Genomic DNA, 22,934 nt, shown 5'->3' with positions numbered 1-22,934 from the left:
CAAATCCGTATGCAAACAATGTCTCTCAATTTCATCAACTTGTCTGCTATGGATAGTTTAGAAAAGAATCCGTCATTCAAGAATTCCCCCCTTGAATCACAGCTTCTTTTCGCATTTCCCACATATCAGTATAAATCCCTTTGCGTCACGGAAACCTAGTGGAAAAGGTTTCTGAAAGGAGGGGGCGTATGATGAAAAGTGAAGAAATTCAAAACAAAACTTCTTTGGTTTGGAAGATGGCGATTGCCTCTGCTGTTGCTTGGGAAGCGGCAAAACTGGTCGGCTCTGATCACCCCTATTTAGCGCCTCTTTCTGTTATTTTATGTTTGCAGCCAACGATAGATCAGTCAATTCGCTTTTCTTTTCATCGTATTGCGGGAACTGCAATTGGGGTCATGCTAACATCCTATCTTGTCAGTCACTTGCCAATGAATGGCTGGATGCTGGGGCTGTTCCTATTAGGCGGTACTTACATTGCGAAGTGGTTGCGAATAGATGTAACGGTTTTACATCAGGTAGCGCTCACCATTTTGTTGGTCTTTACGTTTGAACGAAACGCTAAAGATTATGCATTCGACCGAATCATCGATACGGTGATCGGCGTCATCATCGCCATTCTGGTTCACATGTTCCTTTTTCCGCCGGACTACACAAAAAAGGCAGCGGACTCTTTTCAAACATTAGCTCGTCAGCTTTCCGGCACACTTTCAGACCTTTCCAAATGGGTGCAATCAGAGTGGGGACAAGGAAAAGGGAACCTCATGGCGTATAAAATGAACAATCTTCTGCAAGAGCTGCATATGACAAAAGAGATGCTGCAAACAGCCTCTGACAGCTTAAAATTCAACCCCGTCAGAAAAAAACATAAAAATATCATTTCAAGCTATCAAATTGAGATGCAAAAGTTGAACGCCGGATTTGAGTATCTATCAAATATAGTGAAAACGTTAAAAGAATGGGAAAAAGAGGGGGAGTTATCTTCAAGTGACAAAATAGAGCTGGGGAATGATTTACAAGTGTTAAGTGAATACTTTGCGGGCTTTAAAGGCATACAGCAGGGTGAAACAGACAATTGGAAACAGAAGGAACAGGACGTGTTATTGGAATCTCTCCGTTCCGACATGCTGTCGCATCCGCCGCCCGGTCATAAGGTCTATAAAGACTCTTTTTTTTTAGAAACGAAGAAATTGCTGAAGCGTTTGTAATGTTTTCTGGAATTAAAGAATACGGATATACAGATGCAGATATGATCAGGTAAAACGGGGGACATGAAATGGATGATATACACCGGATTTTGGATGTCATCGCCACTTCTAAAAAAGCTAAGGTACTGGCTACCATTATTAAAACAGAGGGGTCCGCTTATAAGAAAGAAGGGGCTTCGATGTTGATTTTAGGGGATAAAACAAGAGTCGGAATGTTATCCGCCGGTTGTCTGGAAGAAGATCTCGTTGAACGGTCGGAACAGGTCTGGGCTGCAGGAGAGCCGTTGATTGTCCGCTTTGATATGAGTGCGGAGGACGATTTATCCTGGGGACAGGGCATTGGCTGTAATGGTGTTTTGACGGTTTTACTTGAGCCTGTAAAAGGGGAATTGGAACGAAATCTGATGACAGTGAAGACATGCTTAGATGGAAAAAAGTCTGTGACCCGAATGAAACGATTCACTAAAACGTTAGAGCCGAAGGAAGATCTGTATATAGCTGAAGGCGGCAGAGTGTTTGGAACCGGGGATGTTATGGAACAAGGCTGTATTCAAAAACTGAGACAGACGGAAAAGGGAATCAAAAGGGATGAACATACCTCTGATTTATTTTTTATCCATCAGATGGTGCCAAAACCTTGTTTATATGTCTTCGGAGCAGGGGAAGATGCGAAGCCGTTAGTTTCGTTGGCAGCTGGCACTGGCTTTCATGTGACGGTGATTGACTGGCGTCCCGCTTTATGTCATCACGGCCATTTTCCTGAAGCCGGCCATTTGATAACAGGAGCACCGGAAGAAGTCATGGAAGGTCTGAGCATGACAAAAAGGGATTTTGTTGTCATTATGACGCACAGCTTTCAAAAAGATCAGATCATTTTACATACATTAAAAAACGAGAATGTATTTTATAAAGGTGTATTAGGCCCCAGAAGGCGCACTGAACGGCTATTAGGCGGAGCTGAGATTCCGGAGGATATTCATTCCCCTATCGGACTTCCCATCGGGGCACAGGGCCCTGAAGAGATTGCTGTAAGTATTGTTGGCGAGATGATTCAAAAAATGCGAAAACAAAGGTCTCGCTTATGAAAACAGCAGCCATTTACCTGGCAGCCGGTACAAGCAGACGCATGGGGACGGATAAGCGAAGTTTAGTTCTCAATGGAGTTTCCCTTGGAAGTATGGCTCTTAAAAATGCCTTGTTATCTGAATTAGATCATATTTTCGTTATTACGGGAAAGGGAGATCCACTGCATTGGCTTTCGGATTTTTTCTTTTTAGATCCCATATCAAATAAGTGGAGTCAGGCAGAATGTGAGCAAGCGGGTAAGGGCCAAGGCCATTCTATACAATGCGGTTTACAAAAAGCGGCAGAGTACGAGGCTGACGCTGTTATCATTCTCCTTGCAGATCAGCCGTTTGTCACCTCAGATATCATCAATACGTTAATTGATTCCTATCAAAAGGAGCGCCGTTATTCATTTATCGCCGCTGAAAATCATCATCTTCCTATGCCCCCCATTTTATTCTCAAATCAATGTTTTCCGGTATTGCATCAGTTAAAGGGAGATCAGGGCGCCCGGCATGTCATCCGTGAAAGTATGATCAATACGGGAAAAATGATCAGCTTTCAAGACCCTTTGCTTTTTTATGACGTCGATACAGTTGAAGATTATACGCTGCTGCTGAATAAATTCGGGGAGTGAATGAGTTGGAGTATATCGGGAAGAGTGTCATTCGAAAAGAGGCCCTTGAAAAAGTGACGGGTAAAGCGAAATATACGGATGATTTTCAAGAAACAGGCACATTACACGCAAAAATGCTGGTCAGTCCATATGCTCATGCCGATATTGTGTCTATGGACTTTTCAGAAGCTTGGAAGATTCCCGGCGTGAGAGCGATATTGGGTGATGAACCTTTTCCGCTTGCAGGTGAAGAAATTAAAGACAGGTCGCCGATTGCTTATAAAAGGGTCAGATACCATGGTGAGCCGGTTGCTGTTGTTGTTGCGGAAAATCCGATTACAGCTAAAAAGGCAGCGGATGCCATCAAAGTATCCTATAAACCTCTTCCCGTCGTCAATTCCCCTCGTGAGGCCTTTCAAAAGGATGCGCCGCTCGTCCATGAAAATGCGGACCGCTATGAGAAGACAAAAGGTGTATTCCCGGTTCCGAAGACAAATATCGCAAACGTGGATAAGGTTAGAAAAGGAAATATTGTAGACGGGTTTAGGGAAAGTGATGTGACAGCAGAATTCCAGATTTCCTTTAACCCTTCTGATCACGCTGCGATGGAAACAAGATGCTCGATTGTTGAAATTCGGGCGAATGAGGAGATTATCATTACCACATCCTCTCAAGCTCCTTTTGCCATTAAAAAATTAATGCAGTGGTATTTTGGAATCGAACCCGGAAAGGTGATCGTCAAAACGCCTTTAGTAGGAGGAGCGTACGGGGGAAAAGCAGCCGTTCAGTTAGAGGTGATTGCCTATTTGGCATCAAAAGCGGTCGGAGGCCGGCCCGTCAAATTGTTTAATACGAGAGAAGAGGATCTGATCACATCTCCCGTTCATATCGGGTTGGATGCCATTGTCAAATTAGGGGCTGCAAAGGATGGAATCTTAAAGGCGGCAGACATTCAGTTTTTATTTGATGGCGGAGCGTATTCTGATAAAGGAGTGGACATCAGCCGGGCTGCGGTGGTTGATTGTACGGGTCCGTACGCGATCGATCATATACGGTGTGATTCATATTGTATGTATACGAATCATCCATATCCAAGTGCATTCAGGGGCTACAGCCATGCTGAAGTGTTATTTGCCTTTGAGCGGACGATGGATGTATTGGCGGAAAAGCTGAACATGGATCCATTAGAACTCCGCTATAAAAATGCCATTCGCCCCGGTGACACCACACCGACTCAAGTTCTTCTCAATTCAAGCACGGTCGGAAATGTGCCGAAGTGCATTGAGAGATTGAAGGAATTAATGAATTGGGACGAGGGACAGCGAATTGAAATCGACGGCCGGAAGATACGGGCGAAGGGAATCAGCTGCATTTGGAAAACCTCAACATTTGATACAAATGCAACGTCCGGGGTGATTCTAACCTTTAATCCCGATGGAAGCATTAATTTGATGTCAGGGGTAGTGGAAATTGGAACAGGGACAAAAACAGTGCTAGCCCAAATCTTAGCGGAACGAATGAAAATGGATATAAGCAAAATTCACGTAAAAATGCTTATAGATACACAAACAACACCCGAGCATTGGAAAACCGTGGGGAGCAGAGGGACGTTAATGGCCGGAAGAGCCGTACTGAATGCAGCGGAGGAAGCCATTCGAAAGCTGAAAGACGTGGCATCATGTGTGTTGCGGGTTCCTGTCGAGGAATTGGAAGTGGCCGACGGAAAGGTTTATTTTATAGATCATCCTTCTGTACATGTTGAAATAAAAGACATTGCTTACGGATATACGTTTCCAAATGGAAATACCATTGGCGGCCAAATCATTGCGAGCGGCAATTACACATTAACCCGGATGACGAATTTAGACCGGGAAACGGGAAGGGGGAAGCCGGGACCCGAGTGGGCTGTCGGTGCTCAGGGAATTGAAGTTGAGTTGGATAAACGGGATTATACGTATCGAATTACAAAAGCCTATTCTGTTGTGGATATAGGAACTGTACTGAATGAAAAAGCTGCTAGGGGTCAAGTGATGGGGGGGATGAGTATGGGAATCGCATTTGGAGGAAGAGAAACCTTTGTATTTGATTCATATGGCAGAGTATTAAATCCTCAGCTTAGAACATACCGCCCCCTTCACTATGGAGAGCAGCCTGAATATATCATTGAATTTGTTGAAACCCCGCATGTGATTGCCCCTTATGGAGCGCGCGGCGGCGGGGAACACGGACTGTTGGGGATGCCGGCAGCATTGGGAAATTGCCTTTCCGCCGCTTTAGGTGTCCAATTGAATCAACTTCCTCTCATTCCCGAACGATTATGGAGGACGCAAGAGGGGTGGAAAGATGATACCGTTTGATTTCGACTATTTTAAACCGAAGACCATTCAAGAAACAATCAATCTATTTCACTCGCTTGCGGCCGAAAAGAAAACACCAATGTATTATTCCGGCGGCACGGAAATTATCACGTTAGGAAGGCTGAATATCATCTATACGGATGCGGTGATAGATATGAACGCGCTTCCGGAATTTCAAACCATCCGCTTTTATGAAAATGATCTGGTGATCGGAGCGGGCGTGTCATTAACGAAACTGGAGGAAGAAAATCCATTTCCGCTATTAAGTAAAACAGTCAGTGAAATAGCCGATCGGACGACTCGAAATAAGATCAGCCTGGGCGGAAACATTTGCGGGGGCATCTATTACCGTGAGGCCGTGCTGCCGTTGTTAATTTCCGATAGTTTGATAGGGATTGCAGGGAGAGCGGGGATTCATTACCGTCCCATAAATAAAGTATTTAACAAGGAAATACAATTGCAAAAAGGTGATTTTTTATTTCATGTCGTTGTCGATCGAGCGTACGTTGACCTGCCATTTGTCAGTATCAAAAGAAGACAGCAGTGGAATGTCGGGTATCCATTGGTGACAGTCTGTGCGCTGAAAAAAGATGATGAGATCAGAATGGCCTTCAGCGGCGTATGTCCATTTCCGTTTCGTTCTGCTGAAATGGAGGCTGTGCTTAACGATAAAAACCGATCAGCAGAAGAAAGAGTGCGCAGGTCTTTACAGTATGTACCCAAACCCGTTCTTGATGATGCAGAAGGCTCAAGTGAATACCGAATATTTGTCTTGCAAAATACAATTTTAGATGCCCTACGGGAATTAGAAGGAGGTCCAAATGTCTGATCCTATTACGTTGAAAGTAAATGGCGAGGAAAGACAGATTACGGTCAGGCCGGCTGATACTTTGTTATTTGCTCTTCGTCTTCGTCTCGGATTAACTGGTGCAAAGCCGGGCTGCTTAAATGGGGATTGCGGCGCCTGTACGGTATTAACGGACGGGGTGCCGATGAAATCTTGCTTAATGCTTGCGGCAGAAGGGGAAGGAAAGGACATTACGACAATTGAAGGACTGATCAATACACCGATTCAAAAGGCTTTTATTGAAAAGTTCGCGTTTCAATGCGGTTATTGCACACCGGGTTTTCTCATGAATTGTCATGCTTTGGTGAATACTGAGCCGAATGCAAGTGATGACACGATAAAAAATTGGCTGGAGTCCAATATTTGCAGATGTACGGGTTATAGGGAGATTGAAGAAGCGGTTAAATCCGTTTTACATACAGGGAAACCGTAAAAAAAGAGCCCAGAGAATCATCTCTGAACTCCATTCTTCATTTCATATACCGATACTCTCGCAGTTTCTCCAAAATCGCCACTTCTTTCATCAGTTCTTCACCGACGTTTGTTTCTTTCACTTTCTTCCGCTCCAGCTCTTTGTCGACTAATCGTTTCACTGTTAAGACGTCGGTTCCGGTGCTCAGCACTTCGGCCTTGGAGTTAAAGTGTTTATGGGCGACGAGCTGCATGCCGTAAGAGTTGTATAAGAGCGTGTAGCCGGCGATGCCTGTTGTGGATTGGTAGGCTTTGGAGAAGCCGCCGTCGATGACGATCATTTTTCCGTTTGCCTTGATCGGATCTTCGCCTTCGATTTCTTTTACCGGTGTATGGCCGTTGATGATATGGCCGTGATCTGGATTAAGGCCGAATTCCTTCAGGATGTTTCGGCAGGCTGCTTCGTCTTCGCGCAAATAGTAATACGGGTTTTTCTTTTCTTTATGCGTTTCCTTCTCTTTAATGAAATACCGCTCAAAGGTTGTCATGGCGCGTTTTCCGAAGAGGGAAGAGTATTCGCCTGTCCATAAGTACCAAGTCATATCTGTCGCCAGATCTTCGGTTTCTTCCGGATGGGCAAACGCTTCCCGTAAGAACCGTTCAAATACATCGAGCAGCTCTCGGCCCGCATAAGCTTTATCCTCTATCATCATCGTTTCCATGCTGCCGTTTTCATCGACGGGAATACAGCCGTGAATCAGCAGGTTGCCGTTATATTTTAAATAAAGGCTGCCTTTTTTCATCATAAAATTCATATGGCGGCCCAGCTTTTCGGAGTTCTGAACAGAGAACAGCAGCTTGTCCATGACTTCTGCTTCTTCTTCTAACAGCTCGTCAGGCTGTTTAGGATTCACCGTCGCAAAGCAGGTGTTTTCCAGTTGATATGTTTTTCCGTTCAGCGTGATTTCATTGCGGTCATAATCGATCTTTTCCAGTAACAGCCGTTCCTCCATATTAAAGTTCGGCCGTCTCTTAATAATCGGGCTCTCAAGCTTGAATTGGATCATCGCGATCGCCTGATGAATTTTTGTGATTTGTTTAATCTCATCTTCCGGTCTGTTTTCGTCCGCTTTCGGGCGGAAAGACGGGTTATCATCGTAATATTTTTCGGCAAGGTTCAATAGCGGTCTCAGATTGATGCCGTAAACGTCTTCAATAATATCCAGATTGTCATAGCGGGCACAGATGCGGATAATGTTTGCCAGGCATACTTTTGAGCCGGAATAAGCGCCTATCCAGAGAACATCATGATTCCCCCATTGAATATCCACTGAATGATAGTTGATCAGTTCTTCCATGATCTTATCCGGCTGCGGTCCGCGGTCATAAATATCGCCGACAACATGCAGATGGTCGACCACTAAACGCTGCGTGCTGTAGGCAAGGCCGGTGATCAGCTTATCGGCCTGGCCGAGCGCAATGATCTGTTCTATGATTTCGGAGTAGTATTGTTCTTTGTTGGCGGCTTGTTCTGTTTTGTACAGCAGCTCTTCAGAAATATAAGCAAATTGGGCGGGCAGCGCTTTGCGCAATTTGGAGCGGGTGTACTTGGAAGAACAATAAGAAACGAGCTTAATCATCCGGTGAATCGTTTCTTTATACCACTCGTTTAATGCCTCTTTCGTATCAAAGTCATGTTTGATCAGCTTCAGTTTGTCCTCAGGATAATAGACCAAAGCCGCCAGTTCATCAATTTCTCTATCGTAAATGACGCCGCTGAAAATATCGCGGATCTTCTCTTTTACCCTTCCTGAACCGTTCCGCAGCACGTGCTGGAATGCCTGATACTCCCCGTGCAGATCACTGACGAAATGCTCGGTTCCTTTCGGCAGGTTCAGTATCGCTTTCAGATTAATGATTTCCGTGACCACTTTTTCTTCACAATCGTATTTTTGTGCGAGCAGATCTAAATATTTCGTTTCCAATCTCGTCCATCCCCTTTTTATTTACGAGCAATTGTATGATAAAGTGAATTTAAAGTATGACATAATGTTTAAATGATTAGACCTTATATGATAGTACCGCATAACGCCTTTTTGAGACAATGAAAACGGAAAATACGCGCTTCAGGCATCAAAATTGGACCGGGATAACGCCGTGCAGCTCATCCCTCTATTGACAATGCATTCAAGTTCCATTAAAATAAAAAGTTAGCTGATAGGTATTTCTATCAGAAACTCAATACGTAGCAGGCTATGATTGCTGTGGGTCGAACTACAGCAGGAGCGGCTTCTGGAGAGACCGCGGGTTTTCCGCGGCGCCGAAGGGTTCACAATCTCAGGCAAAAGGACAGAAGAGTACCGAATATGTATTTGTCATGCTGTTGATTGTCAGCGGCGCAGATATAATTTGATATTCTTATGACCATGAGATTGGAGGGCATCCAATCTCTTTTTTTATTGGCTTTTTTTGCTCGTCGTTCACTAGAGAGGTAAGGAGGAGTCAGATGTGGAGCAACGAGAGCTAAAGAGGGACTTATCGAATCGGCACGTGCAGCTGATCGCCATTGGCGGCACGATCGGCACCGGATTGTTTTTAGGGTCTGGTAAGGCGATTCAGCTGGCGGGTCCTTCTATCATCTTTGCGTATTTTATTGTAGGTATTGCGCTTTTTTTCGTCATGCGGGCGCTGGGAGAACTGCTGTTATCTAAAGCGGGATACCAATCATTAACGGATATTGCCGAGGCGTACTTAGGGCCGCGTGCAGCGTTTGTCACCGGCTGGACCTACTGGTTTTGCTGGATTATGACGGCTATGGCTGATGTGATCGCCGTCGGTGTGTATGTGAAATATTGGTTTGATATTCCGCAGTGGATTCCGGCACTTATCTGTTTGCTCATTTTATTAGGGCTTAATCTGTTAACGGTTAAGATTTTTGGAGAATTGGAGTTTTGGTTCGCCTTAATTAAGGTAGTCACGATTCTCGCGTTAATTGTCATCGGTGTGGTTCTGCTGGTGATTGGGTTCAAAACGCATACCGGAACGGTTTCAGCGGCGAATCTGTGGGAGCACGGCGGCTTGTTTCCGAACGGATTTTCCGGCTTTTTGCTTTCGTTCCAGATGGTGATCTTCGCCTATGTCGGTGTGGAATTAGTGGGTGTGTCGGCGGCGGAAACGTCAAATCCGAAAAAAAATATTCCGTCCGCTATCAATAAAATTCCATTGCGGATTTTATTTTTCTACGTCGGGGCATTGCTCATTCTTTTATGTATTAATCCGTGGATGCAGCTGAATGCGGCGGAAAGTCCTTTTGTAAAGACCTTCAGTCTGGTCGGCATCCCGTTAGCCGCGGGAATCATTAATTTTGTCGTATTAACGTCTGCCGCTTCTGCTTGTAACAGCGGGATGTTTTCAACAAGCCGGATTTTGTATAACTTAAGCAAAACGAAACAAGCGCCGGCAAGTTTTGCGAAGCTGAATAAAAATCATGTGCCGAGCCGCGCATTATGGATATCGGTTATTGTGCTGTCAGCTGGCGCTCTTTTAAGCAAATTAATACCGGAAGCGGCTTTTGGCATCGTGACAACCATCAGCGCGATTTGTTTCATTTGGGTGTGGGGCGTGATTCTTGTCTGTCATATCAGATACAGGAAAACCCGTCCGGACTTACACGCAAGCTCGTCTTTCAAGGCGCCGTTTGCGCCGTTTATCAATTACGCCGTGCTGGCGCTGTTTGCCGTCATTCTGGTGATTATGCTGTTTGCGGATGCAACGCGCCCGGCTTTGCTGCTGACGCCGCTGTGGTTTATTGGATTATTTCTTATCTATCGGGCGAGAGGGAGAAAGACAGATTGAATTGCTTCAGACGGTGTACTGCCATGCAGTACGCCGTTTTTTGTTTTGATTGGAAAGCGAGAATATTTGTTAGAAATCAGGCTATAATGATTGTATAATTTAAAAAAGTGTATAATTTTAAATTAAGCGAGGTGATGATATGAAGTATGAGAAGTTATCTAAGCTTTTTTATAAAATGGATGCTGATTCATATGAGAAAGAATTTAAAAAGAGAACAAGCAGCTATGGCAGTTATTCAACATCATTAAACATACGGGGGTTCCGAAAAGGCCGACCCACGGACGATTCATTTGAGCTATTTTATGTGAATACACATAAACTCATGAAGCTGAATAATGAAGTGTTGTTAAACAGTTCCAAAATTTCATCCCTTATCAGTCAGCTCCCTGAATTTGCTGTCAAACCTTATTTTGATAAATTAATTATTAATGAAGCACAGAGTAATAATGAAATTGAAGGAATCCGCAGTACAAAAAAAGAATTGAAAGAGGCTCTTAAAGCGTTAGCACAATCCGAGCCCTCACATAAGCGGTTTGTCGGATTGATGAAAACATATCAATTTATAGACCGAATTCCGTCGTTTACAAGCATTCATGACTTTAGGGAATTATATGACGAGCTGGTCGCAGATGAAATCGGAACAGAAGATGCGCCGGATGGTGAGCTATTCAGAAAAGGCTATGTTGAAGTGAACGATGGGAACATGACCACCCATATCGGCGTTAATTCTGAACAGAAGATAACAGAAGCGCTTGAGGCTTTAATTGCTTATCTTCATGATGAAACACATCCCCAGCTGTATCGTTACATGACAGCTCATTACTACTATGAATACATTCATCCTTTTTATGACGGCAATGGAAGAACAGGACGCCTTATCGTTGGGAGTTATTTGTCCCGATACTTAGAAAAATATTCAGCCATCACTTTTTCTTACGCAGTTAATAAGAACAAAGATAAGTATTATAAGGCATTAGAGGAAATTCCCGCACCTTTAAACCGGGGAGAGCTGACTTTTTATTTAATGGATATGCTGGAGTTGCTTCTGTCAGGACAAAAAGGAATTATTGAGGATCTTGAATTTAATTTAATGAAACTGAAACGAATTAGGAACTATATTGATAGCGATCAATGGGCTGATTATAAAGATGAACGTGATATTTTTAATATCATTATCACGATTAATGTATTTGTAAATGATCAGGTTACGCTGTCGGTGCAAGATTTAATGGAGCTCTCAAATAAATCGAGACATAAAATTAACAGAGTAATGGATTATTTAGAACAGCAAGGATTTGTTGAGCTGGTAAGCAGAAGGCCAAAATCTTATAAAATCAGCGAGGATTGTTTAGAGGAAATACTGCCTTCTTAATTAGTATATGTAAAAAAGCCGCCATTCATATGGCGGCTTTCACATTAATTCCGGATCAAATAATCAAATGCGCCTAAAGCGGCAGTTGCACCTGATCCCATGGAGATAATGATTTGGTTGTACGGGCCGTCTGTGCAGTCCCCTGCGGCAAATAGGCCGGGAACGCTTGTCGCGCCGCTCTTATCGACGATGATTTCGCCGATGCGGTTGCGTTCGACCGTTTCGTCTAACCATTCTGTATTAGGCACGAGGCCGATTTGGACGAATACACCTTGGAGTTCAACGTGTTTTTCTTCGCCTGTTTCACGGTCAACGAACGTAATGCCGTTTACGTTTTGGTCGCCTGTGATTTCTTTCGTTTGTGCATTTTTGTGCACAGTGACGTTTGGCAGGCTGTAAAGACGTTTTTGCAGGACTTCGTCTGCTTTCAGTTCAGGCGCGAATTCCAGCACAGTCACGTGATTGACGATACCTGCAAGGTCAATCGCCGCTTCGATTCCGGAGTTTCCGCCGCCGATAACGGCTACGTCTTTGCCTTCAAACAATGGTCCGTCACAGTGCGGGCAGTATGCAACACCTTTGTTTTTGAACTCTTGCTCACCAGGTACGTTGACATTGCGCCAGCGGGCACCTGTTGAAAGGATCACTGTTTTACTTTTCAGTACAGCGCCGTTTTCGAGTTCAAGTTCGAAGAGGTCTTTTTTCTCAAGGCGTTTCGCGCGCTGAAGGTTCATGACGTCAATATCATAATCTTTCACGTGCTCTTCAAGGCTTGCAGCGAGCTTCGGTCCTTCAGTCGCTTTAACGCTGATGAAGTTTTCGATGCTCATGGTGTCGAGTACCTGGCCGCCGAAGCGTTCAGCGACGACACCGGTGCGGATGCCTTTACGCGCCGTGTAGATCGCCGCGCTTGCGCCGGCAGGTCCGCCGCCGACAACAAGAACGTCAAACGGCTCTTTGTCGGCAAACTCAGACGCATCTGCGCCGCTGCCCATTTTTGCGAGAATCTCTTCGATGGTCATACGGCCGCTTCCGAAAGATTCACCGTTTAAGAATACAGTCGGAACAGCCATGATGTTTTTGCTTTCCACTTCTTCTTTGAATGCCGCGCCGTCAATCATTGTATGAGTGATATTCGGGTTGAGCACGCTCATCATGTTTAATGCTTGGACGACATCAGGGCAGTTGTGGCACGTCAGGCTGATATAAGACTCGAAGCGGTATTCTCCGCTGATGTTCTTAATCTGGTCAATGACCTTTTGATCAGCCTTAGGCGCTCTGCCGCTGACTTGAAGCAATGCCAGCACTAATGATGTAAATTCGTGGCCGAGAGGAACACCGGCGAATGTAACGCCTGTGTCTTCTCCGGTACGATTAACGCTGAAGCTCGGTGTTCTGTTTAATTCAGTTTTTTCAACTGAAATTTTAGATGACATGGAAGCCAGCTCGTCAACGAGAGCCAGCATGTCCTTAGAAGTGTCATCGTCCCCGGCGCTTACTTTGAGAACAATGTCGTTCTCAATTAGCTGCATGTATTGATTTAATTGTGCTTTGATATTTGCATCAAGTACCAATGGAATGCACTCCTTAGATTTTACCTACCAAATCAAGGCTAGGTGTAAGTGTTTCGCCGCCTTCTTCCCATTTAGCCGGGCAGACTTCACCTGGGTTTTGACGAACGTATTGAGCTGCTTTTACTTTGTTTACAAGGTTGCTTGCGTCACGGCCGATACCGCCTGCATTGATTTCAACTGTTTGGATAACGCCATCAGGATCGATGATGAATGTTCCGCGGTCAGCAAGACCAGTTTCTTCGTCAAGAACGTCGAAGTTGCGGGAGATCGTTTGAGATGGGTCACCGATCATTGCGTAAGTGATTTTGCCGATTTTTTCAGAGCTGTCATGCCAGCCTTTGTGTACGAAGTGAGTATCTGTAGAAACAGAGTATACTTCAACACCTAATTCTTTCAGTGCAGCGTATTGTCCTTGAAGATCTTCAAGTTCAGTCGGGCAAACGAAAGAGAAATCCGCTGGATAGAAGCAGAAAACGCTCCATTGACCTTTCAAATCTTCGTTTGTTACATCGATGAATTCACCGTTTTTGAAAGCTTTTGCTTCGAATGGCAGTACTTCTTTTCCGATTAAAGACATAATATCTTCCTCCTGAAATGTGATTTGAAATATATTAAAAAGACAAAGCATTCACTTTATCTTTCAATAATAATTCTAATTATATATAGATTATTAAATAACATTTATTTTTTGTCAAGCTATATGGGGTATTATTTTCTGCTTTTTTTGCTTTAGACGTTTAAAAACGCCTGGTATAAGCGGTTTGGCGCTGTTTGTCATGTTTAACGCCGGGCGAAAGGGGGATTCTCAATTGGTGAATCGAAACAGTAGGAATCAACCCTTCTATATGGCAGTATAAACCAAAGGGGGTATGATCATGCAAATAAATAACATTACTTTGTACAGTTGTGCGTTGGAGGAGACGAAACACTTCTATGAACGGATGTTAGGTTTTTCTTTAATTGATGAGTCCGGTGATTCGTTTACCATCAAGGCGGGGGAAAGTGAGTTGGAATTCAGGCGCGCCGATTCTCACTCTCATCCGACGTATCATTTCGCGTTTAACATTCCGAATAATCGTTTTGATGAGGCGAAGGAGTGGATAAAGGATAAAGTCGTTTTTCAAACGGAAGATGGGGAGGATGAGGTGTATTTCTCTCATATTCAGGCGCGTTCCTTTTATTTCAAAGATCCGTCCAACAATCTGGCGGAATTCATCGCGAGAGAAACATCGCCGCCAAGCGCGGAACATTTTTCGATTGAGTCCGTTCTGAATATCGGCGAGGTGAATCTGACGGCTGCCGAAGTCGTATCAACCGGGAGGGAGCTGCAGCGTTTCGGCATTCCGGTGAGAAAGCATGCGCCTCTTAGTGAAAATGGGTTTCATTTTATGGGTGATTACAATGATGGTGCGTTTTTGCTTTTAGGGCCGAGCGGCCGCCGCTGGATTTTTTCTGATCAGCATGCGGAGTTCCATCCGCTGTCTGTCATTGTGAACGGGACGATCCGCATTGAGGCTGACGGAAAGGGCGGCATTGACATCAGGCGGGCACAGCCGTCATAAAAAAGCCCGGGCTCAAAAGGCCCGGACTTGAGGTCATTATTTATAGACAACACGGGTGCTGCACATGATGTCGTGCAGCGTTTTTTTCTCTCCGAAGGCGCCCATGATGAATCCGATATAAAGAATGAGCTTAGATATGATATATGCGAAAGCGCGTCCGAAGGCCTGGCCGATGGAAATCCGTCCGCCATCCTCATTGACGACCTTAAGGCCGAGCAATGCTTTTCCCAGTGTCCCCTGCATCTTTGAGGCCGTGAGCAGGCTGAAATATAAGATACTGATCACAAAAGAGCTCGCAAGAATCGGGATGACGCCGAACACCAGAAAAGAGATGTTAAACTGATTTTCGGTCATGAAGGGGTCAGCCGCCGCAACGCCTGCCGCAAATAAAAAAGAGACCATAAATTGAATGATAAAAATCGGAATTCCTATGATGATTTGATCAATGACGTAAGCCAGAAACCGAATCCAAAATCCTGCCGGTCTTTCCATGTATCTTTTTCTCTCCCTTGCTTTAATCTGGAATATTATACGTAATCATTCCGGATTTTGCAACGGAGCTTAAGCTTTTGCGAGCAGCCTCTTTCCCCATGCCAAGCGTCCCATGATCAGCCCGAAAGCCAGAAGGGCAAACATGATGCCGCACCACATCAGCTGATGGATTCCCAAATGTGAAATAAACCAGCCGCCCGCCGCCGTTCCGATGGTGATGCCGAGGTTGGAAAAAGAGACAAACAGGCTGTTGCCGAATTCGGGCGCCTCCTTTGCTTCCGCAGTAAGCCATGTCTGGCTGACAATGAGACCGCCGGAATGAACGGCGCCCCATACGAAGACGAGGACGGCCATCGGCGCGAAAGACGTCCCAAACCCGTATATGAGCAAGTAGGCGGCTGTATAAAGAAGCGGAAACAGGATGACGGTCTTTTTCATATTTTTATATAACAAAGCGCCGAAGACGAAATTCCCGGCTATCATAATCACTCCGAAGCTCATCAGCATAAAGCTGACCCATGTGCCGTTCATATGGGACACCCGTCCGAGGTACTCTGCAAAATAGCTGTAGACAGAAAACATGGCCGCAAAGAGACAGGTGACGGCAGCGATATTGAGCCACAAAACCGGTTTGCGAAGGATGCCGAGCTGGCTTCTGAAAGACATTTTTTCTGTGACCGGCATGGATGGCAAAAAGAGAAGAATGCCCGTGAATGCGATGAGACTGATGATAGCGCCGAATAAGAAGGCGGCTTCAAGGGAGAGACGCTCCGCCAGATAAGACGTGAAAGGCACGCCGAACGCAAAGCCGGCGGTGATGCCTGAAAAGACTTTCGTTACGGCTTTTCCGGATTGGCCGGCGGGGACAAGCCGGGCCGCGGCCGCAAGCGCTACAGAAAAGAACACCGGGTGGCATAAAGCCGGAATGATCCGAAACGCCAGCATGACACTGAAATGCGCCGTATACGCGTAGACCGCATTTGAAACGGCAAACATCAGCACCGCCAAAAGCAGAATGACTTTCCGGTTTATGCCTGAAGCAAGCAAGGTCAAAAACGGTCCCGACACAGCGACGATGAACGCGAAAATACTGACAAGCCACCCCGCTTTTGAAGCAGAAATATGAAATCTGTCCGCCACTTGCGGAAGAACGCCGATAATGCCCATTTCGGTCGTGATAATTCCGAAAACCCCTAATGCCAAAAACAGAATGAAGATGGAACTGCTTTTTTTCATTGTTATGTATGCCTCCTTTTATAACTACATATACAGAAAAATAGATATGTTAGAACAAAAAAAGCCCTCCTTTCATGGTTATAGCTGGTGCTGAACATAGTCAGCAAAGGCTTTAATTTGTTTTTCATTCCTTCTGTAATAGGTCCACTTTCCGATTCGTTCGGATTCCAGCAGGCCGGCTTTTTGCATGGTCAGCAGGTAGCTGGAGATGACGGACTGCGCAAGCCCCGACTTTGCCTGAATATCACCGACGCAAATTCCGGTGCGGAAACTGAGTCCCTGCTCAAGATAAGGTCTTTCATCAAAATGGTCTTCCGGGTGTTTAAGCCACGTCATAATATCACTTCGTGTTTTGTTAGATAGCGCTTTATGAATCAATATCGGTTCCATAACGTTTATTATATCTATTTTTCTGGATTTGTAAATTCGTTTTTGACAAAACATTCTCAAATTAAGTAAAAATCGTGCTAAAATATAACATATTATCAGATTACCGGTAAAAAAGCCGGGTTATTGTCAGGAGGATATTCACATGAATCAAAAGAAAAAAGGTGCGGTTGCGGTGACCTTGCTTTCCGCTCTGCTGTTTTGTTTATTGCCGGTCCTCGTCTCGCTTTCTCCGCTTGCGGAAACGGGGCCGAACGCGAATCGTTTTAATTCCGCGGGCATGTGGGCCGCCGTCGGCCAGATCTTTGTTATATATGCGGTCCCGCTCATTTTGTATATTCTCGGTATTCGTGTCATGAAAATCATCATGGCCGTTTTTTGCGGAATCGGGCTCATCATTTGCGCGGCTGTCTTGTTGGTGACGTTATTGACCGCAATTTCCTTAGGGCAGGAGCTGTCTCTTTATTACGGCCTTTTCGTTTGGTCAGGCGCGGCTTTCATCGTCAATGTGGTGTGGTATATTGCCGCGTTTCGATCATCCCCGAAGCATCAGCAGGCTATGTGACATTTGTTCTATAAATCTACCGAAAATACAAATATTTCATAGGTTAATTATGGTATGATCGAAGTGATATAGCAGCTTTTAATAGAAACGGGAGGAACTGACATTGAAAAAAAAGACAGCTTCATTGCGAATGAAAACATTGGCGGCCGGCGCTGCGGTTGCTGCGGCTTTATCTGTGGGAGCGGTTTCTGATCTGCCGGGGGCAAAATGGCTGCATCCGGCGGCTGCTCAAGCTGCGGAAACGGTATTTAAACAAAATCATGCGGCATCCGGTTTCTTGGCGGGACGGTATGACGCGCAGGCGATGTCTCCGACGATGTTCAACTGGTCAAGAGAAAGCCGGTTTACAAGCACTGCCGATGGCGCATTAAAATGGGAAAAGAATGTTCCGGCCAATCCTCAAAACGGTGCGGGAGCCGCGGTTGATGGGGACGGCACCGTATTTATTCAATCAAAAGACGGGAAGCTGACGGCGTATCATCCGGACGGTACTGTGAAATGGGTGACGGAAAACCTCGGGACGACCTATACGCTGACTCCGGTGCTCGGAACAAACGGTGTCATTTATCTTCCTTCTCACGATAAAAAACTGTATTTCATCGACAAAGAAACCGGAACCATTTTAACATCGGTTCCGCTGAGCGGAGCGCCTAGTTCCGATGCGGCTATCGGCTCTGACGGCACGCTGTATGTGTCGACGCTGGATAACTATATCTATGCGATTAAACCGACGTCGCCTTCGACATGGACGCAAAAGTGGAAGTTTAAAACAAACGGCGTGGTCGGCTCCGCTCCCGTGTTAGCGTCAAACGGCACGCTGTATACGGCAACGTACAATAATATCTTTTACGCGATCAATTCCGGAACAGGCCAAGTGAAATGGTCAAAAACGACGTCCAACGGGTTTAAAGGCTATCCGGTTATTGATAGAGACGGCACCGTTTACGCCGGAAACCAGGACGGCAATTTATACGCCTATACATCAACGGGTGCTGTAAAGTGGACGTTCCCGTTAAACGGTTTCTCCAGCTCTTCATTAGCGATCGACCATAACGGCAATGTGTATATCGGTTCCGGAAGCGGCGAGCTGTTTTCCATCAGCAAAACCGGCAATATGAACTGGTCTTTCTATACGGACGGGCCTGTGAGAACGGCGCCGCTGATTGATGCGGACGGCAATGTGTACTTCGGTTCTGACGATAAAAATGTCTATGCGGTTGACGCTGACGGTAATGAAAAATGGCGCTATCAAACAGACAGCAATGTCATTTCCTCCCCGGTTCTGGCTGAAGACGGCACGCTCTATGTCGGCACTTATACGAAACTGCTCGCATTCGGGGCAAAAAAATAATAAAAAAGAATCCGCGTCATCTGCGCGGATTCTTTTTTTATTTAGAGGCTTGAATAAATACGCCTTTTTCATGAGAAAATTCTTTAAAGCCGTACACACCGTGATATGAACCGATCCCGCTCGTATTGACACCGCCGAACGGAAGGTTGACGTCAGTGAAATGAACGACGACATCATTGACAGAAGCATTGCCGGATGTCGTATGCTGCAGAACATAATCGATCAGCTCCTGATTATGGCTGAATACATACAAGGCAAGCGGCTTGTCCCGTTCAGTGATGTAATCAACGGCTTCACTGATATCTTCGTAATTCATAATCGGCAGAATCGGTGCGAAGATTTCTTCCTGCATGATCTTCATATCAGGCGTCACGTTTGTCAGCACGGTCGGAGAAATCGTGCGGTCATGCGCATCGAATACGCCGCCGAACGCCGTTTTCGCCCCTTTTTCAATGGCGTCATCATACAGGACTTTGACACGGTTAAAGTTGCGGTCGTTGACAATCTGCGTGAATTTGTTGCGGTCAACCGTATGATCATCCTCCATAAAACCTGCATTGACAATGGTTTGCAGGAGATCTGTAAAGGTGCTCTGCACTTCTTTCTTCATAAGGAGATAGTCAGGTGCGATACATGTTTGCCCCGCATTGACAAATTTGCCGACGGCGATTTTTTTCGCCGCGTCCATCAAATCATAGCCGCTGTCGATGATCGTCGGGCTTTTTCCGCCAAGCTCAAGCGTGACGGACGACAAGTGCTTCGCCGCTGCCGTCATGACGATTTTACCGACATTCGTGCTTCCGGTGAAGAAAATGTGGTCAAACGGCTGGTCGAGCAGTTCTGTGGCGACATCGACCTCACCTTCAAAAATGGCGACTTCTTCTTCGTGAAATGCCTCGCGAATAACTGTCGCGGCGATATGGCTCGTCTCCATCGTAAAATCGGACAGCTTCACAATCGCGCTGTTGCCGGCCGCAATGGCAGCCGCAAGCGGAGCCATCGTCAGCATAAACGGATAATTCCATGGGCCGAGAATTAAGGTGACGCCTTTTGGCTCATACATTAATACGCCGTCAGCGTCGGGGCTGACGGATGAGCCGACGCGTTTCGGCGCCATCCAGGTGTCGAGATTGTTCATATTATCTTTAATCGCCTTGATCGTTCCCTGCGTTTCCGCTCTTTTCACCTCATGATAAGGCTTGCGGACGTCCCGTCTGATCGCCTCGATGATTTCTTCTTCATGTGCGGTGACGGCATCTAAAAAGCGCTGAAGCTTTTCTCTGCGCTGCCCGGCTGTTGAAGCACGCAGCGTTTTTTGATTTTTTTTCTGAAGCTCAAAGACGCGTTTGATTTCTGCTTTTATATGCTGATCCATCGGTCTTCCTCCTCTGGTTGCTTTTTTGTTTCTTCAGGGCCTATTATAATGTGATGTGTTTTTGCGGCAAAGACAGCGTAAACACATCTATACGTTACCGTACAAATTGCGGTGATCTGTCTAATGGAAGGAGTGTCTCTTATGCCGGATTCTGTGACAACTGACATCAAACAAGCGCTTTTGGCCATGCTTGGAGAGCGGGATATCCGCCGTGTGACCATGAAGGACATCGCCGAACGGGCGCATGTGAGCCGGGGGACACTGTACCTTTATTACGAAGATAAATATGCGATTTTAGAGGATATAGAGGAAGAAATGAAAGACGGGCTGAGCGAAGCGCTGTATGATTCGCTAAAGAATAAAGATGTGCTTCATTTACATGGCGGATGGCAAAAAGTGCATCCGACCCTGTCTTTTGTTGATCGGCATCGGGTGTTTTTTCAAACGATGATGGACCGCAATAAAATGCCCTATTTTCACTTTCATGCTTTTTTAAAAGATGTGTTCCGGCATGATGTGCTGCTGTCACCGGTCAATGCGGATTTCTCACCGACTGAACAGGATATGTACATTCATTACCGCGCTTTATACACGTATGCCATTGTGTTGTACTGGCTGAATGAGGAGCCCGGGGCATCCCCGGAAGCGATCAGCGGACAGGTGTGGGATTTGATTTCTCAAAAACGGTTTTACTGGCTGTTTGGCCGCCGGGTGCCGGAACAAGAAGAAAAAAAGCCCGCCGACCGCCGGGTGACCCGAACGAGGCAGGCCTTGCAAGAAGCCATGATCGGCTTAATGGCGGAAAAAAAAGAGTACGCGGCGATTACGATTTCCGATATTGCCCGTCAAAGCAACCTCCGCCGTGCCACTTTTTATGACCATTACGCCAACAAAGAAGCATTGCTGAAAACGATCATCCATCAATCATGCCGGGATCTGATCGGATTATTGACGGTAAAAGGAGAGCCTGCCGATTGCTCCATGGAAGAAGCGGAAGCCGCGCTCGTCCGTCTCTTTTCGGCACTGTCGGAAGGCCTGCCGCTCGTCCATTTTCTGAGAGAGGGCTCCGGAGTGCCTGACGTCATTCCGGAAATGTTCAGAGCGCTGCAATCGTTTTATCTTCATCAGCCCCTGCACATTCAGGCGGGCAAAAAACTCTATGCATATTATGTCGCGTCCATGCTCGCCGGCTTGATTCAATATCGTCTTCATGAAGGAAAAGACCACGCGCCGGACATGCTGGCCCGGGAGTTTCTGCAGTTTTTGGATGTAAAGAAGTATCGGGTGATTTTGCTGTGAGGATGATGAAAAAGAACTCAGCCGAAAACAGGCCGGGTTCTTTTTTGCTGTTTTCATTGAGAAGTGCCGATATGAAGTGTCCGGCTTTATCCCTCATAAAAAAGATACCTTCCATATGCCGCCTGATCAGCATTCTGCCGCCAAACATGACAAATGTCATATTCGGGGCATGATGGCTGCTACTACAACCGCCGCGAGCGCCTCGGTATACTTGGAATCATAATAAAAAAAAGGGGATATGACATTCATGACCAATCACGCCGCAACTCAAAAACAAGCATCTTTAAAAAAGCAGGTTGCTGCATTTTCCGGTGCCGATACAAAGCATAGTGTCAATCAGCTTTTCAACACGTTTGTGCCGTTTTTTGCCCTTTGGTTTCTTGCTTACTTCAGCCTCAATGTCTCCTATCTTCTGACCCTCGCCTTTACTGTTATAGCAGCGGGATTTTTGACAAGAATCTTTATTATTTTCCACGACTGCTGCCACCAATCCTTTTTCAAACAAAAGAAGCTGAACCGGCTGTTCGGGTTTATTTCAGGTGTGCTGACACTGTTTCCGTTCCTTCAATGGCAGCGCAGCCACTCCATTCATCATGCGACAAGCAGCAACTTAGATAAACGGGGCACCGGCGATATTTGGATGATGACCGTCAAGGAATACAACGAAGCGTCAGCTTGGACAAAAGTACGCTACAGACTTTATCGCAATCCGTTTATTATGTTTATTCTCGGCCCGATTTACGTATTTCTGATTCAAAACCGTTTCAATGTAAAAGGCGCCCGCCGCAAGGAGCGCTGGAACACCTATTTCACGAACGCGGCGATTGTCTTATTGGCTGCTGCGACGTGCCTGCTTGTCGGCTGGGAAAACTTTTTGCTTGTTCAAGGTCCGATTTTCCTTATTTCGGGGTCAATCGGCGTCTGGCTCTTTTATGTTCAGCACACGTTTGAGGATTCTTATTTTGAAGCCGATGAGCATTGGGATTATGTGCAGGCTGCGGTAGAAGGAAGCTCCTTTTACAAGCTTCCGAAGCTTTTGCAATGGCTGACAGGCAATATCGGCTACCATCATGTCCACCACTTAAGCCCGAAAGTGCCGAACTACAAGCTGGAAGCCGCTCATGAGGGGCACGAGCCTTTAAAAAACGTACCGACCATTACGCTTAAAACAAGTCTTGAATCCATGAAATTCCGTCTGTGGGATGAGGACGAAAAGCAATTTGTCACCTTTCGGGAGGCGCGGAAAAAACCGGCGCCCCATCCGGTGCCGAAAGAACCTTTAAAGAAAAATGCCTGATATGGCGCGCGGCTCTTTCTCTTATCAGAAAGGGCCTTCTCTTCATGCGTGAGGATGCAATGAAGGCG

Annotated in this window: 20 protein-coding genes and 1 riboswitch; of the genes, 13 read left to right on the top strand and 7 right to left on the bottom strand. The window is 45.8% G+C overall.

Translation table 11 applies throughout. The features are described 5' to 3' along the window. Positions 1-188: 188 nt before the first annotated feature. The 6 genes from NYE28_RS20705 to NYE28_RS20680 all read left to right on the top strand — a co-directional run bounded on the left by NYE28_RS20705 (position 189) and on the right by NYE28_RS20680 (position 6,523). Complete coding sequence (locus NYE28_RS20705) at positions 189-1,205, top strand: FUSC family protein (protein ID WP_342490241.1); 1,017 nt, start codon at positions 189-191, stop codon at positions 1,203-1,205. Between the two features lie 68 nt (positions 1,206-1,273). Next, positions 1,274-2,290 carry an XdhC/CoxI family protein gene (locus tag NYE28_RS20700; protein ID WP_342490240.1) on the top strand — a complete coding sequence of 339 codons (1,017 nt, stop codon included), beginning with the start codon at positions 1,274-1,276 and terminating at the stop codon, positions 2,288-2,290. After that, entirely contained in the window at positions 2,287-2,907 is a 621-nt protein-coding gene (locus NYE28_RS20695) for an NTP transferase domain-containing protein (RefSeq protein ID WP_039063855.1), read from the top strand. The genes NYE28_RS20700 and NYE28_RS20695 overlap by 4 nt, the downstream gene beginning before the upstream one ends. Positions 2,908-2,912: 5 nt before the next feature. Next, positions 2,913-5,243 (top strand): xanthine dehydrogenase family protein molybdopterin-binding subunit, encoded by a 2,331-nt coding sequence (locus NYE28_RS20690; RefSeq protein ID WP_337681389.1) that lies wholly within the window; start codon positions 2,913-2,915, stop codon positions 5,241-5,243. Then, entirely contained in the window at positions 5,230-6,072 is an 843-nt protein-coding gene (locus tag NYE28_RS20685) for an FAD binding domain-containing protein (protein WP_206583768.1), read from the top strand. The genes NYE28_RS20690 and NYE28_RS20685 overlap by 14 nt, the downstream gene beginning before the upstream one ends. After that, positions 6,065-6,523: a (2Fe-2S)-binding protein gene (locus tag NYE28_RS20680; protein WP_015418586.1), complete on the top strand. Its 459-nt coding sequence runs from the start codon at positions 6,065-6,067 to the stop codon at positions 6,521-6,523. The genes NYE28_RS20685 and NYE28_RS20680 overlap by 8 nt, the downstream gene beginning before the upstream one ends. Positions 6,524-6,560: 37 nt before the next feature. Here NYE28_RS20680 and fbp read toward each other — a convergent pair whose 3' ends face one another. Next, a complete protein-coding gene (fbp, locus tag NYE28_RS20675; protein ID WP_108725218.1) occupies positions 6,561-8,486 on the bottom strand; it encodes a fructose-1,6-bisphosphatase in 1,926 nt (641 codons plus the stop codon). A 297-nt stretch (positions 8,487-8,783) separates the two neighbouring features. Continuing rightward, positions 8,784-8,864, top strand: a riboswitch (glycine riboswitch). Positions 8,865-9,009: 145 nt separating this feature from the next. Here fbp and NYE28_RS20670 point away from each other — a divergent pair. Both NYE28_RS20670 and NYE28_RS20665 read left to right on the top strand, forming a co-directional pair. Next, a complete protein-coding gene (locus NYE28_RS20670; protein ID WP_007614904.1) occupies positions 9,010-10,356 on the top strand; it encodes an amino acid permease in 1,347 nt (448 codons plus the stop codon). Positions 10,357-10,495: 139 nt separating this feature from the next. Next, positions 10,496-11,728, top strand: coding sequence for a Fic family protein (locus tag NYE28_RS20665; RefSeq protein WP_012118862.1), 1,233 nt, complete (start codon positions 10,496-10,498; stop codon positions 11,726-11,728). Positions 11,729-11,772: 44 nt separating this feature from the next. On the opposite strand, the gene ahpF is transcribed toward NYE28_RS20665, so the two are convergent. Further along, the gene (gene ahpF, locus NYE28_RS20660; RefSeq protein WP_007614902.1) at positions 11,773-13,302 is read right to left on the bottom strand and encodes an alkyl hydroperoxide reductase subunit F; all 1,530 of its coding nucleotides are present in this window, start codon (positions 13,300-13,302) and stop codon (positions 11,773-11,775) included. A gap of 13 nt (positions 13,303-13,315) precedes the next feature. Further along, positions 13,316-13,879 carry an alkyl hydroperoxide reductase subunit C gene (gene ahpC, locus NYE28_RS20655; protein WP_004393188.1) on the bottom strand — a complete coding sequence of 188 codons (564 nt, stop codon included), beginning with the start codon at positions 13,877-13,879 and terminating at the stop codon, positions 13,316-13,318. 298 nt (positions 13,880-14,177) lie between these two features. Here ahpC and NYE28_RS20650 point away from each other — a divergent pair, with 298 nt between their 5' ends. Beyond that, the gene (locus tag NYE28_RS20650) at positions 14,178-14,864 is read left to right on the top strand and encodes a VOC family protein (RefSeq protein WP_342490239.1); all 687 of its coding nucleotides are present in this window, start codon (positions 14,178-14,180) and stop codon (positions 14,862-14,864) included. A gap of 36 nt (positions 14,865-14,900) precedes the next feature. On the opposite strand, the gene NYE28_RS20645 is transcribed toward NYE28_RS20650, so the two are convergent. The 3 genes from NYE28_RS20645 to NYE28_RS20635 form a co-directional block, all read right to left on the bottom strand. Then, a complete protein-coding gene (locus tag NYE28_RS20645) occupies positions 14,901-15,356 on the bottom strand; it encodes an RDD family protein (RefSeq protein ID WP_014419310.1) in 456 nt (151 codons plus the stop codon). Between the two features lie 69 nt (positions 15,357-15,425). Next, a complete protein-coding gene (locus NYE28_RS20640; RefSeq protein ID WP_326144828.1) occupies positions 15,426-16,592 on the bottom strand; it encodes an MFS transporter in 1,167 nt (388 codons plus the stop codon). Positions 16,593-16,670: 78 nt separating this feature from the next. Further along, complete coding sequence (locus NYE28_RS20635; RefSeq protein ID WP_015240918.1) at positions 16,671-16,982, bottom strand: helix-turn-helix transcriptional regulator; 312 nt, start codon at positions 16,980-16,982, stop codon at positions 16,671-16,673. Positions 16,983-17,124: 142 nt separating this feature from the next. Here NYE28_RS20635 and NYE28_RS20630 point away from each other — a divergent pair, with 142 nt between their 5' ends. Continuing rightward, entirely contained in the window at positions 17,125-17,544 is a 420-nt protein-coding gene (locus NYE28_RS20630) for a DUF5391 family protein (protein WP_015240917.1), read from the top strand. A gap of 130 nt (positions 17,545-17,674) precedes the next feature. Further along, positions 17,675-18,895 (top strand): PQQ-binding-like beta-propeller repeat protein, encoded by a 1,221-nt coding sequence (locus tag NYE28_RS20625; protein WP_113766532.1) that lies wholly within the window; start codon positions 17,675-17,677, stop codon positions 18,893-18,895. Positions 18,896-18,932: 37 nt separating this feature from the next. On the opposite strand, the gene NYE28_RS20620 is transcribed toward NYE28_RS20625, so the two are convergent. After that, a complete protein-coding gene (locus tag NYE28_RS20620) occupies positions 18,933-20,270 on the bottom strand; it encodes an aldehyde dehydrogenase family protein (protein ID WP_136396739.1) in 1,338 nt (445 codons plus the stop codon). Between the two features lie 141 nt (positions 20,271-20,411). Here NYE28_RS20620 and NYE28_RS20615 point away from each other — a divergent pair, with 141 nt between their 5' ends. Next, the gene (locus NYE28_RS20615) at positions 20,412-21,569 is read left to right on the top strand and encodes a TetR/AcrR family transcriptional regulator (RefSeq protein WP_136396738.1); all 1,158 of its coding nucleotides are present in this window, start codon (positions 20,412-20,414) and stop codon (positions 21,567-21,569) included. 247 nt (positions 21,570-21,816) lie between these two features. Next, positions 21,817-22,866 (top strand): fatty acid desaturase, encoded by a 1,050-nt coding sequence (locus NYE28_RS20610; RefSeq protein WP_012118854.1) that lies wholly within the window; start codon positions 21,817-21,819, stop codon positions 22,864-22,866. Positions 22,867-22,934: the final 68 nt, after the last annotated feature.

Source organism: Bacillus sp. FSL R5-0443 (assembly GCF_038608285.1).
In the GTDB taxonomy this organism is placed as follows: domain Bacteria; phylum Bacillota; class Bacilli; order Bacillales; family Bacillaceae; genus Bacillus; species Bacillus velezensis.
Note: the sequence above shows the minus strand (reverse complement) of the source record. Positions and strands in the feature narration are given on the sequence as shown.

Excerpts from the sequence above, each read along its gene's own strand:
- NYE28_RS20705 (WP_342490241.1), top strand. The coding sequence starts at position 189 with ATGATGAAAAGTGAAGAAATTCAAAACAAAACTTCTTTGGTTTGGAAG.
- NYE28_RS20700 (WP_342490240.1), top strand. The coding sequence starts at position 1,274 with ATGGATGATATACACCGGATTTTGGATGTCATCGCCACTTCTAAAAAA.
- NYE28_RS20695 (WP_039063855.1), top strand. The coding sequence starts at position 2,287 with ATGAAAACAGCAGCCATTTACCTGGCAGCCGGTACAAGCAGACGCATG.
- NYE28_RS20685 (WP_206583768.1), top strand. The coding sequence starts at position 5,230 with ATGATACCGTTTGATTTCGACTATTTTAAACCGAAGACCATTCAAGAA.
- NYE28_RS20680 (WP_015418586.1), top strand. The coding sequence starts at position 6,065 with ATGTCTGATCCTATTACGTTGAAAGTAAATGGCGAGGAAAGACAGATT.
- NYE28_RS20665 (WP_012118862.1), top strand. The coding sequence starts at position 10,496 with ATGAAGTATGAGAAGTTATCTAAGCTTTTTTATAAAATGGATGCTGAT.
- ahpC (WP_004393188.1), bottom strand. The coding sequence starts at position 13,879 with ATGTCTTTAATCGGAAAAGAAGTACTGCCATTCGAAGCAAAAGCTTTC.
- NYE28_RS20650 (WP_342490239.1), top strand. The coding sequence starts at position 14,178 with ATGCAAATAAATAACATTACTTTGTACAGTTGTGCGTTGGAGGAGACG.
- NYE28_RS20645 (WP_014419310.1), bottom strand. The coding sequence starts at position 15,356 with ATGGAAAGACCGGCAGGATTTTGGATTCGGTTTCTGGCTTACGTCATT.
- NYE28_RS20640 (WP_326144828.1), bottom strand. The coding sequence starts at position 16,592 with ATGAAAAAAAGCAGTTCCATCTTCATTCTGTTTTTGGCATTAGGGGTT.
- NYE28_RS20635 (WP_015240918.1), bottom strand. The coding sequence starts at position 16,982 with ATGGAACCGATATTGATTCATAAAGCGCTATCTAACAAAACACGAAGT.
- NYE28_RS20630 (WP_015240917.1), top strand. The coding sequence starts at position 17,125 with ATGAATCAAAAGAAAAAAGGTGCGGTTGCGGTGACCTTGCTTTCCGCT.
- NYE28_RS20625 (WP_113766532.1), top strand. The coding sequence starts at position 17,675 with ATGAAAACATTGGCGGCCGGCGCTGCGGTTGCTGCGGCTTTATCTGTG.
- NYE28_RS20620 (WP_136396739.1), bottom strand. The coding sequence starts at position 20,270 with ATGGATCAGCATATAAAAGCAGAAATCAAACGCGTCTTTGAGCTTCAG.
- NYE28_RS20615 (WP_136396738.1), top strand. The coding sequence starts at position 20,412 with ATGCCGGATTCTGTGACAACTGACATCAAACAAGCGCTTTTGGCCATG.
- NYE28_RS20610 (WP_012118854.1), top strand. The coding sequence starts at position 21,817 with ATGACCAATCACGCCGCAACTCAAAAACAAGCATCTTTAAAAAAGCAG.